Source organism: Kitasatospora sp. NPDC056651 (assembly GCF_042792155.1).
GTDB lineage: Bacteria > Actinomycetota > Actinomycetes > Streptomycetales > Streptomycetaceae > Kitasatospora.
In genome coordinates, this window is sequence record NZ_JBHTWX010000093.1 from 1 (window position 1) to 11,578 (window position 11,578).

Annotated in this window: 8 protein-coding genes and 2 CRISPR repeat arrays (1 of these 10 cut by a window edge); all 8 genes read left to right on the plus strand. The window is 72.3% G+C overall.

Annotated features, from left to right (window positions below; translation table 11 throughout):
• Nucleotides 1-97: 97 nt before the first annotated feature.
• Nucleotides 98-1,469: a CRISPR direct-repeat array (repeat unit 28 nt; unit sequence GAGCAACCCCCGCGAGCGCGGGGCCGAC).
• A 172-nt stretch (nt 1,470-1,641) separates the two neighbouring features.
• The 8 genes from cas3 to cas2e all read left to right on the plus strand — a co-directional run bounded on the left by cas3 (nt 1,642) and on the right by cas2e (nt 11,263).
• The gene (gene cas3 / locus ACFRAR_RS28875) at nt 1,642-4,536 is read left to right on the plus strand and encodes a CRISPR-associated helicase Cas3' (protein WP_380701400.1); all 2,895 of its coding nucleotides are present in this window, start codon (nt 1,642-1,644) and stop codon (nt 4,534-4,536) included.
• A gap of 182 nt (nt 4,537-4,718) precedes the next feature.
• Nucleotides 4,719-6,494, plus strand: a complete 1,776-nt coding sequence (gene casA, locus ACFRAR_RS28880) for a type I-E CRISPR-associated protein Cse1/CasA (RefSeq protein ID WP_380701402.1) — start codon at nt 4,719-4,721, stop codon at nt 6,492-6,494.
• On the plus strand, nt 6,484-7,101 hold the full coding sequence (gene casB / locus ACFRAR_RS28885) for a type I-E CRISPR-associated protein Cse2/CasB (RefSeq protein ID WP_380701404.1): 618 nt from the start codon (nt 6,484-6,486) through the stop codon (nt 7,099-7,101). The genes casA and casB overlap by 11 nt, the downstream gene beginning before the upstream one ends.
• Before the next feature lie 59 nt (nt 7,102-7,160).
• On the plus strand, nt 7,161-8,300 hold the full coding sequence (cas7e, locus tag ACFRAR_RS28890) for a type I-E CRISPR-associated protein Cas7/Cse4/CasC (protein WP_380701406.1): 1,140 nt from the start codon (nt 7,161-7,163) through the stop codon (nt 8,298-8,300).
• Nucleotides 8,300-9,184, plus strand: a complete 885-nt coding sequence (cas5e, locus tag ACFRAR_RS28895) for a type I-E CRISPR-associated protein Cas5/CasD (RefSeq protein ID WP_380701408.1) — start codon at nt 8,300-8,302, stop codon at nt 9,182-9,184. The genes cas7e and cas5e overlap by 1 nt, the downstream gene beginning before the upstream one ends.
• Before the next feature lie 4 nt (nt 9,185-9,188).
• The gene (gene cas6e / locus ACFRAR_RS28900) at nt 9,189-9,962 is read left to right on the plus strand and encodes a type I-E CRISPR-associated protein Cas6/Cse3/CasE (RefSeq protein WP_380701410.1); all 774 of its coding nucleotides are present in this window, start codon (nt 9,189-9,191) and stop codon (nt 9,960-9,962) included.
• Nucleotides 9,963-9,965: 3 nt separating this feature from the next.
• Nucleotides 9,966-10,988: a type I-E CRISPR-associated endonuclease Cas1e gene (gene cas1e / locus ACFRAR_RS28905; protein ID WP_380701412.1), complete on the plus strand. Its 1,023-nt coding sequence runs from the start codon at nt 9,966-9,968 to the stop codon at nt 10,986-10,988.
• Nucleotides 10,985-11,263, plus strand: coding sequence for a type I-E CRISPR-associated endoribonuclease Cas2e (cas2e, locus tag ACFRAR_RS28910; protein ID WP_380701414.1), 279 nt, complete (start codon nt 10,985-10,987; stop codon nt 11,261-11,263). Before cas1e ends, cas2e begins: the two co-directional genes overlap by 4 nt.
• A gap of 18 nt (nt 11,264-11,281) precedes the next feature.
• Nucleotides 11,282-11,578: a CRISPR direct-repeat array (repeat unit 29 nt; unit sequence GTCGGCCCCGCACACGCGGGGATGGTTCC); it runs 586 nt beyond the window's last position.

Here is an 11,578-nt window from a genome sequence, read left to right on the forward strand (position 1 = left end):
CGCCGACCAGGCGACGGCCGAACAAGTGGCCATCGAACCACCCACACCCGTCCTGACCAGGTAATCACCACCTCCCGCTCAACGGGGGAACCTCACCGGAGCAACCCCCGCGAGCGCGGGGCCGACGCAAGGTGGGGCGGTATGGGTGAATATGGGCGAGAGCAACCCCCGCGAGCGCGGGGCCGACCGGATCTCGATCCACCGCCAGCGCGGCTCGGCGGAGCAACCCCCGCGAGCGCGGGGCCGACTGACGCTCCGCCGGTGTACGACGGGCGGAGTCGGAGCAACCCCCGCGAGCGCGGGGCCGACCGCTATTCCCGGCGCGCTGGTCGGGGTGCATGGGAGCAACCCCCGCGAGCGCGGGGCCGACTTCGAGGCGAACTGCGCGAGCTGCAAGCCCGGGGGAGCAACCCCCGCGAGCGCGGGGCCGACGACGTGGCGCCGGCTGTTCTCGTGAGGAGGTGGGAGCAACCCCCGCGAGCGCGGGGCCGACTTATCCTGGCTGTCCGTCACGCTTTCCTCCGCGGAGCAACCCCCGCGAGCGCGGGGCCGACTGGCCCAGCTTGAACTGGCCCTGCTCCTTCATGGAGCAACCCCCGCGAGCGCGGGGCCGACAGCCAGCTGCGGCTGTTTTTGCCGAGCAGGTAGGAGCAACCCCCGCGAGCGCGGGGCCGACGATCTTCTCCATCCACTCCTCGACCTCCTCGGAGAGCAACCCCCGCGAGCGCGGGGCCGACAGGCGCGGGTCCAGGCCCCGATCTCCTCCGGGGGAGCAACCCCCGCGAGCGCGGGGCCGACGGAGACGGGGTCCAGGCCCCAGAGGTCGAGGCGGAGCAACCCCCGCGAGCGCGGGGCCGACCCCGCATCCCTCTCCATTCCCGAGTCCCCTGCGGAGCAACCCCCGCGAGCGCGGGGCCGACCCTGCGAGCCGTACAGCAGCCGGAGCGTGTGGGGAGCAACCCCCGCGAGCGCGGGGCCGACCCGGGGATCCGGCGTCTTGGTCAGCCAGCGATCGAGCAACCCCCGCGAGCGCGGGGCCGACTGGCGGGCAGCGCGGCGGTGACGTCGAGGAGCGGAGCAACCCCCGCGAGCGCGGGGCCGACATCGAGGCCGGACGCGTGCTCGACCAGGCCCGGGAGCAACCCCCGCGAGCGCGGGGCCGACCCTGCCGGTGGTCGTGATGGTGAGCACGGTGCGGAGCAACCCCCGCGAGCGCGGGGCCGACGCCGGCCGGGGGCCGCTGCTGCCCGACGGGCTGGAGCAACCCCCGCGAGCGCGGGGCCGACGCCAGGCGCTCCGGCGTCTCCTCGCCACCGCCGGAGCAACCCCCGCGAGCGCGGGGCCGACAAGTTCCAGGCGTCGGTGAACCAGGTGACCAGGGAGCAACCCCCGCGAGCGCGGGGCCGACCGTCGACCGCCCGGCTGCTGAACCCGACGCTGGGAGCAACCCCCGCGAGCGCGGGGCCGACACTTCCTGACCTGCAGCGATTCTCCTCAGAGGGCGCCGATTGATTCAGTTCGATTCGGCAGAAGGTCCATACCATCGCTCCTGAGTGTTAGTCATATCTTTTCGTAGGCAAGCAAATTGTCAGTGCCAGGACCTAGGCTCCCGAAGCGTACTCGCACATGGAGGTTGGAGCGATGGCTGAGGACCGTTGGCAGTGGTATCCACCCGAGGTCAAGGGCTGGCTGGGTGTGTTGTGGGGGAAGTCGGCCGGGCGGGCCGGGGGGTCTGCCAACCTCCTGCTGTCGCACATGCTGGACACCGCGGCGGTGGCGGAGGTCGTCTGGGACCGCTACCTGCCGCCCGTGACAAAGCGGCGTCTGGACGCCGTCGCGGGCGGTCAAGGGACGGGGCGGCGTCTGTTCGCCTGGCTGTGCGGGATCCATGACTACGGCAAGGCCGTCCCCGCCTTCCAGCACGTGGACTCCGACTTGGCGGACGCGGTCCGCCGAGCGGGCCTCTCATGGGACAGGTTCGCGGTGAAATCCGAGTCTTGGCGGCACGACAAGGCCGGCGGCCGTCTGCTGCGTGCGGCGCTCGCCAAGGCAGGGTGGGCGGAGGAGCAGATCGACTGGGTCTGGCCGTTGGTCGCCGGCCACCACGGGCGCTTCCCCACGCTGGGCCAGCTGCGCCCGAAGAAGGAAGCCCTCCAGGGGAAGGGGCCGTCCTGGAAGCTGGCGCAGTCGGCGCTGGTGGAGGTGTTCTCCCGGGAGCTGGGCTTCGAGGGGGAGTGGCCGCTGGCCGCGGTGGAGCCGGCTCTGGTGCCGAGCCGTGCGATGCAGCTCCAGCTGTCCGGCCTCGTGGTGATGGCGGACTGGATCGCCAGCGACGAGCGGCATTTCGCCGGGATTCCGGACCTCGCGAAGGTGACGATCGTCCAGGCGCGGCAGCGGGCGGCTGCGGCGTGGTCGAGCCTCGGGTTGCGCGGCGGGTGGGGGGTGCTGCCGACTCCCGGTCCCGAGGCGTTCCGGGACCGCTTCGGTCACGGGACCCGGCCGTCGCAGGACCTGGTGCTCGATGTCGTGCGTCGGATGGGCGGACCGGGCCTGGTGATCGTCGAGGCGCCGATGGGGGAAGGGAAGACGAAGGCCGCGCTGGCAGCGGCCGAGCTGCTGGCCGCCCGGTACGGCCTGGACGGGGTGTACCTGGGCATGCCGACCCAGGCGACCGCGGATCCGATGTTCACCCAGGTCCGCGCCTGGCTGCGCAACGTCGAGGAGGGGCTGGAGGACCAGGTCGCGCTGCTGCACGGCAAGCGGATGTTCAACAAGGAGTGGCGCGGTCTGCTGGAAGGCGCGGGGGAATGGAGCCAGGACGCAGACTCCCGCTACTCGACGGTGGACGAGTACGGCATGCGGTCCGATTGCTTCGACGGTTGCGGGGGTGAGGGAGAGGGCGGCGAGCGCAGGGCTCCCGCCGAGTGGTTCCTCGGCCGTCGCCGTGGCCTGCTGAGTCCGTTCGCGGTCGGCACGATCGATCAGCTGCTGTACGCCGCGACCCGCACCAAGCACGTGATGCTGCGGATGGCCGGCCTGGTGGGCAAGGTCGTGGTTCTCGACGAGGTCCACGCCGCTGACGTCTACATGTCGCAGTTCCTGCTGGAAGGCCTGTGGTGGCTCGGGCAGGCCGGGGTGCCGGTGGTGTTGCTGTCGGCGACGCTGCCGCCCGAGCAGCGGCGCCGGCTGGTCGCCGCCTACCTGGCCGGAACGCGGTCGGCGGAGGTCGCAGCGGGGCTGGAGGTTCCCGAGCCGCAGGGGTATCCGAGTGTGACGGCGGCCTGGCCTGGCCGGGGCGGGAAGCCGGAGGTGCTGGTCGAGAGCACGGAGTCCTGGCGTGACGACCTGCGGGTGCGGGTCGAGGTCCTCGACGAACCGCCGACGCGGACCGATTCCCGGGCCGCGGAGAACGACGCCGGGGCGGCGGACACCCCGGTCGTCGACTACCTGAGGGAGCGTCTGGTAGGCGGCGGGTGCGTCCTGGTCATCCGCAATACGGTGGACCGCGCCCAATCCACCTTCGACGCCCTCCGCAAGGAGTTCGGCGCCGACGTCCGCCTCCTGCACGGGCGCCTGCACACGGGCCACCGGGCCGACCGTACCCAGGAGGTGCTGGATCTCCTCGCCCCTCCGGCCGTGGGCGCCGGGCGTCCCGGCAGGCTGATCGTCGTCGCCACCCAGCTCGCGGAACAGTCGTTCGACGTCGATGCCGACCTGCTGATCACCGACCTCGCGCCGATGGACCTGTTCCTCCAGCGCATCGGCCGCCTCCACCGCCACGACGGGGTGAAGCGTTCCGCCCTGCTGGAGCAGCCCACGGTGGTCGTCACCGGCGTCGGCCTCGACGGGGGCGGAGCGCCGCACATACTGCGCGCCTCCGAGGGGATCTACGGCCGCTACCTCCTGCTGCGTACGGCGGCCGAGGTGGAGCGGGTGACGGCCGGTGGGGGCACGTGGAGCATTCCCGGCCAGGTGGCGGACCTGGTCGCCCGGGTCTACGGGACGGACCCCGTCGTCCCGGAGGCGTGGGGCGAGGCCGAGACGCAGGCTCGGCGGGACTGGGAGGAGCGGCAGACCGAGCGTCGCGCGAAGGCTGCCGAGTACGTGCTGACCCGCGCTGGGGAGCACGGGGCTGCGACCCTGGCCGGTCTGCACTACGGAGGCCACGGCTCCCTGGCCGAGGGGCAGTTCGAGGCACTCGTCCGGGACGGGGACCGCAGTGTGGAGGTGGTCCTGGTGCGTGGCACCGAGGATCGCTTCCGGACGGTGACGGGCCGCAGCCTCGGGCCGAACGGCGAGGTCGCGGCGGATGTGGTGGACGACGTGCTCTGCGGCACGGTCCGCCTGCCCGCCAGGCTGACCGAGGCGGCCGAGCAGGCACTCGGTCCGCTGCCGGGCTGGCGGGACCATCCATGGCTTCGCTACAGCCTCGCCCTCAAGCTCGACGAACAGGGCGAAGCGTCGCTGGGGGACTTCCGGCTGCGCTACGACGAGGCGCTCGGGCTCGTGGTGAGCGGCGGCCGCCCGTACCGGTAGAGCGCGTGGGTGGAACGGACACCATGCCGTTCCGCCCACGCGCGCCCCTCGCCCCCGCGAACGCGGGGCCGACGTGCTCTCGGCCGAGAGCCGGAAACACGGCCAGGGGCCATCCCCGCGACGGAACCCGCGGGGCCGAGGCAATTTAAGCATTCGCCCTACAACAGACCATCGGAGATGCCATGCTTAGCCAGCAGCGAGCTAAACATAGCCAGTTGGGAGAACAGCGCGTGCCTGGGTACAGCCTTGTCGACGAACCGTGGCTGACGGTGTGCCCCGCCGGCGGCGGGCCTCCCATGAGGCTGGGGATCGCCGAGGCCCTGGCCCGCGCCCACGAGCTGGAGGGCCTCGTCGTCGAGTTCTCCACCCAGCTGCCTGCCGTCCTGCGCCAGGTCCTGCTGCCCGTCGTCGCCCACGCCATCGGCGTGCCTCAGACCCTGCGGGAGAAGGGCGACCGGCTCGCCCGGAAGGATGGGTTCACCCAGGGCGAGATGGACAGCCTCCAGAGCTACCTTCACGAGCACCGTGCGAAGTTCGACCTCTTCGACCCCGTAGCCCCGTTCGCGCAGGTCGCCGGGCTGCGGACCGCCAAGGCCGAGACGAAGGGCTCCGCCGCCCTCGTGGCGACCGCGGCGAGCGGCAACAACGTCCCGCTGTTCGCCAGCCGTACGGACGCGGACCCGCTCGATCTGACACCGGCCCAGGCCGCCCACTGGCTCGTGCACACCCACTGCTGGGACACCGCGGCGATCAAGACCGGCGTCGTCGGAGACGACCAGGTGAAGGCGGGCAAGACGACGGGGAACCCGACCGGTCCCCTCGGCCAGCTCGGCGTCATCGTCCCCACCGGACGGACGTTGTACGAGACCCTCCTGCTGAACCTCCCGGTCACCCCGCCCGGTGTCCTCGGCGTCCCGCAGTGGTCGCAGGGCCCGCACGGACCAGCCTGGAGGCCCCGCGAGGCCGAGGGCCTGCTCGACCTGTGGACCTGGCAGGCCCGGCGGATCCGGCTCGTCCCGCACCAGGACGAGGACGGCCGGCTGAAGGTCGCCCGGGTGGTCATCAGCGCGGGTGACCGGCTCCTGGTCCTGCCCGGACAGGAACCGCACACCGCCTGGGCGTTCGCCGCGCCCGCCAAGAAGTCGGCCTCGGCCCTGCCCGAGCGCAGGCCGCGCCGGCACACCCAGGGCAAGGCCGCCTGGCGGGGCCTGGACGCACTCCTTGCTCCGACCCGCCAGAGCTCCGACGGCTTCGAGACCAGCATCCTGCTAGACGAGGTCAGCGCCCTGCGGGAAAGCGGCAGACTCGACGCCGACTATCCGCTGCAGGTCGAGACCTTCGGCATGGTCTACGGCACCCAGTCCTCCGTCGTCGAGGACGTCATCCACGACGCGATCCCGCTGCCGCTGCTCGCCCTCCACCAGGACAGCGAGGCCCACCAGCTCCTCCTGGACGTGGCCGAGCAAGCGGAGCAGCTCGCGAAGGCCGTCAACAACCTCTCCGCCGACCTGCGCCGGGCCGCCGGGACCGATCCCATCCCGTGGGACAAGGGCCAGCGCCCCGGCGACCTCCTCCTACACACCCTCGACCCCCTGGTGCGTCGCCTGCTCGCCGGCGTCCGCGACGCCGGTACCGACGACGACATCCTGGAGTGCGGCAGGCTCGCCTGGGAGGGACTCGCCCACCGCCGCGCGCGGGACGCGGCGAACGAGCTCCTGCTGGCCGCCCCCACCGCCACCTTCCAGGGCCGCACCCTCACCCCGGCCAGCAAAACGGGCAAACCGGGCAAGCCGCAGACCTACAAGCTCGGCACCGCCGGTGCCAACTTCCGGCGCCAGGTCGACGAGATCCTCCCCCGTTACGCCGACGCCGTCCGGAAAGCGGCCGCCGCCCGGGCAGCCGAGACCGGACCCGCCCTCGAACCCGACCCCGCCCCTGGAGCGGACCTTGACGACTGAAGACGCCACCACCGCCAAACAGCGCCGGTACTGGGACCAGCACACCGCCCCCGACCACACCTGGCGCACCGACCCCCGCAGCGGGCAGCCGCGCCGGCCCCCGGGCGAGGACCTCGCGGCCCTGCGCTCCGGCCTCGGGCGCCCCGTCATGGACAGCCCCAAGATGTGGCCCCTCTACAGCTGCGAAGTCAATGACGTCCTCGCCCTGCGCGACGAAGTCTCCGACGAACAGAAGGCCGAACACGCGGCCCTGGCCCTCTACGGACTCCACCAGCAGAGCCAGTCCACGCCGATGCACCGCCGCGGCGTCAAGCTAGGCGAGGCCCTGCGGGCCCTGCGCCGCAGCGGCAAGTTCAGCGAGGACGCGCTCGACACCCGCGTCGCCCAGCTCGCCGGAGCCACCAGCGTGGCGGCCCTGCTGGTCCACCTGCGCGGCCTGATCACCCAACTGCGCACCGTCGGGCAGCCGTTGGACTACAACCACCTGATGGCCGACATCCAGGCCTGGCACCACACCGACCGGCGCCCGCAGGTGCGCCTCAAGTGGGCCATCGGCTACCAGGCGTGGAAGGACAACGAGAAGGACAAGGGTCCCGCCGACAGTTGACCGTCCCGGCGAACAGCCGTAACCCTGCACACCCACCGCCACCCTTCGAGGAGAAGCGCATGACCGCCCGCCTCTACATCGACGTACACATCCTGCAGACCGTCCCGCCGGCGAACCTCAACCGGGACGACAACGGCAACCCCAAGGAGGCCTACTTCGGCGGCAAGCGCCGCTCCCGCGTCTCCTCCCAGGCCTGGAAGCGCGCCACCCGCGTGCACTTCGCCGAGAGCCGCGACCGGCAGGACCTCGCCACCCGCACCAAGCGGATCGCCGCCCAGCTCGCCAAGGGCATCGCCGAGCGCGGCGGCGTCGCGGCCGAGGACGCGCAGCGGATCGCCGATGCCCTGATCAAGTCGACCGGGATCTCCGCGGGCAAGAAGGCCGGCGACACCGCCTACCTGCTCTTCTACGGGCGGCGGCAGCTGGAGGGCATCGTCGCCCTGGTCGCCGACACCGCCGCCGACCTCGCCGCCCTCGACGCCAAGGCCCTGGACGAGGCCGTCAAGGCCCTGCCGGTCAAGGAGCAGTTGCAGAGCGGGCACCCCGCGGACGTCGCGCTCTTCGGCCGCATGGTCGCGGACATCCCCAGCCTGAACGTGGATGCCGCGACGCAGGTCGCGCACGCGATCTCCACCCACGCCGCCGAGCTTGAATTCGACTACTACACGGCGGTGGACGACGAGAACACCGCCGACGAGACCGGCGCCGGGATGATCGGCACCATCGGCTTCAACTCCGCCACCCTCTACCGTTACGCCACCGTCGGCCTGCACCAGCTGCGGGAGAACCTCGGCGACGACAAGGCCGCCGTCGACGCCGTCGACCTGTTCGTCGACTCCTTCGCCCGCTCCATGCCCACCGGCTACGGCAACTCCTTCGCCCACCGCACCCGCCCCAGCCTGGTCGCCGTCGTCGTGCGCGCCGACCAGCCGGTGAACCTCGTCTCCGCGTACGAGAACCCCGTCCCGGCGAGCCGGGGCATCGTCGCGGAGTCCGCGCGCCGCCTCGCCGGAGAGTTCACCACCGCCACCGAGCAGTGGGGCGACAGCCCGCTGTACGTCGGCGTCTGCCACACCGTCACCGCCGACCCCGACGAGACCGGGCAGCAGCTGACGCAGGCCTTCGGCGCGAACCGCACCTTCCCCGAGCTTCGCGACGCACTGCGCACCGCCCTCACCGAGCGGGTGAACGACAACTGATGCCCGCCGACCCCACCCCCGCACCGGCCCTCGCCCCGGACCCGACACCGGACCCGGGCCCGCAGGACGAGGCTCAGGCGGTCCTCGTGCTGCGGCTGGCAGGTCCGCTCCAGTCCTGGGGCGACCGCAGCGCGTTCAACCGCCGTGACAGCCGGCCCCAGCCGACCAAGTCCGGTGTCGTCGGCTTGCTCGCCGCGGCCGCGGGCCGCCCGCGCGAAGCGGACATCACCGACCTGGTCGGCCTGCGCCTGGGCGTGCGCATCGACCAGCCCGGCACCCTGCTGCGCGACTACCACACCGTCAGCGACTACCGGGGCCAGCCGCTGCCGCAGGCCGGCGTCAACGCCAAGGGCGTCCAAAAGCCGACCTCCCCGGCCAAGGACACCCACGTCACCCACCGCTACTACCTCCAGGACGCGGTGTTCGTCGCCGCCGTCCAGGGCCCGGCAGCTCTCGTCGAGGCGCTCGCCGAGGCGATCCGCAGCCCCGCCTTCCCGCTCGCCCTCGGCCGGCGTTCCTGCGTGCCCACCCAGCCGATCGCCCTCGGCGCGGTGCGCGACGGCACTGTCGAAGCGGTCCTGGCGGAGGAGCCATGGCAGGCGGGGGAGGTCGCCAAGGCCGCCTACCGCCGGCGGGCCGAACGGGGCCCGGAGCCGTTCTCCCCGTATCGGATCGACCTGGCCGCGACCTTCGACGACCCCTCGGGCGACGACACCGTCCAGGACGTCCCCCGCACCTTCGACCCCCGCGAACGAGGGTTCTCCACCCGGCGAATCCGCCACGCCTGGCTCGACGTCCCCACCGGACTCCGCTCCTCCGCCACGACCGTCCAGCCGGCCGCCGCGATCGCCGGCCACGACCCGTTCGCCCTGCTGGGCTGGTGACCCGATGACCTACCTCTCCCGCGTCCGCATCAACCCCCTGCGCGCGGCCAGCCGCACCCTGCTCGCCAACCCCCGCGCCCTGCACGGCGCCGTCACCGCCGGAGTCCCCGACCTCGCCCCCGGCGACCGGATCCTGTGGCGCCTGGACGCCGACCACCCGCGCCGCCCCATGCTGCTTGCTCTCTCCCCCTCCAAGCCGGACTGGACCCACATCGTCGAACAGGCCGGATGGCCCGACGCCGAAGGCGAGCACTACGCGGTCCGCGACTACACCCCGCTGCTCGCCCAACTCGCCGTCGGCCGCGAGTTCGCCTTCCGGCTCAAGGCCAGCCCCGTCCAGAACACCTCCAAGCCCGACAAGGCGAGCGCCCACCGCACCAAGAGCGCGGACGAACTCCACCACCGCTCCTACCGCATGGCCCACCGCACCGCCGCCCAGCAGCTCACCTGGTTCCTGGACCGGACTGACCGCTGGGGCTTCACCATCCCCGATGCACGCACCGACGACCCGGCGCCCGGCCTCGAACCGTCGGCCCCTGACGACCCGGCCAGCGCGCGACCCGCCCGCGAGGTGAGGATCACCGACCGCGGCCGCGCCACCTTCACCAAACCCGGCACCCGCACCCCGGTCACCCTCACCACCGCTACCTTCGAGGGCCGACTGCACATCAGCGACCCGGAACTGATGCAGGCCGCCCTCCTCGGCGGCATCGGCCCGTCCAAGGCCTACGGCTGCGGCCTGCTCACCCTCGCCCCGCTGCCCGCCGGACACCGCTGACCGATGGCCGACATCTGGTGGAAAGCCCACCCACATGACCTGCATCGCCTCGCCGACCGTGTCTCCAGCGTCTACGTCGAGCGCAGCCACATCGACCGGGACGAGAACGCCGTCGTCGTCATCAACAAGCGCGAGACCGTCCGTGTCCCGGCGGCGATGGTCGCCGTGATGCTGCTCGGTCCGGGCACCCGCATCACCCACGGCGCCGTCAACCTGCTCGCCGATTCCGGTACCACCGTGTGCTGGGTCGGCGAGCAGGGCGTGCGCATGTACGCGGCCGGGCTCGGTCCCAGCCGCGGCGCGGGTCTCCTCAACCGGCAGGCGTGGCTGGTCAGCCGTACCAAGGAACGCCTGGCCGTCGCCCGAACCATGTACCGCATGCGGTTCCCCGGCGAGGATGTCGGCACCGCCACCATGCAGCAGCTGCGCGGCCGTGAGGGCGCCCGCATCCGCAAGCTCTACCAGGCCGAGTCACGCCGCACGGGCGTGGAGTGGAACGGGCGGGTCTACAAGGCGGGTGACGCGTATGCCGCGGGCGACGACCTCAACCGGCTGCTGTCGGCGGCCAACGCCGCGCTCTACGGGATCTGCCACGCCGTCATCACCGGCCTGGGGGCCAGTCCCGGCCTCGGCTTCGTCCACACCGGGCTGGCCACCTCGTTCGTCCTCGACATCGCGGACCTCTACAAGGCCGACTACACCATCCCCCTTGCCTTCGACCTCGCCAAGCAAGGCCACACCGAAGAGCGCGACGCCCGCCTCGGCCTGCGCGACCGCATCGCCCAGGAGAAACTCCTGGGCCGCATCGTGCACGACGTCAAAGCACTCCTCAGCCCCGACGGCACCGAGATGCCCGACGCCGAGGTCAACGAACTCTGGGACGAACGCGCCGGCACGGTCCAGGGCGGTGTCAACTGGTCGGGCACCGAAGGCCCGCCCGCGCCCGCCGTGTCCGACCCGGCAATGGGCGACGAACACCTGGCCGTCATCGGCCCGGAGTTCACCCAGGACACGAGCAGCCCATGACCGTCATCATCCTCATCGCAGCTCCCGATGGCCTGCGCGGACACCTCACCCGGTGGATGGTCGAAGTCAACGCCGGCGTCTTCGTCGGCACCCCCGGCCGCCGCGTCCGCGACCGCCTCTGGGACCTCCTCGCCACCCGCATCGGCGACGGCCAGGCCGTACTTGTGGAACCCGCCGCCAACGAACAGGGCTGGACCGTCCGCACGGCGGGCAAGGACCGCTGGAAGCCCGTCGACTTCGACGGACTGATTCTCTCGGCGCGTTTCCACCGATAGACTTGCAGGTCACGAAGTGTCGGCCCCGCACACGCGGGGATGGTTCCGCGACGGCCGCGTGACCGTCTCCCTGCTGGCCGTCGGCCCCGCACACGCGGGGATGGTTCCGCGACGCGGCGTGGGTCGAGCTGGACCGGAAGGTCGGCCCCGCACACGCGGGGATGGTTCCTCGCCCTGATTGCAGGCGTTTCGCCTGAAACGGTCGGCCCCGCACACGCGGGGATGGTTCCCCCGACCTGCCCGCGCCGAGGATCACCAGCGAGTCGGCCCCGCGCACGCGGGGATGGTTCGGGGGCGGCGGAGCAGGCCGGCCTG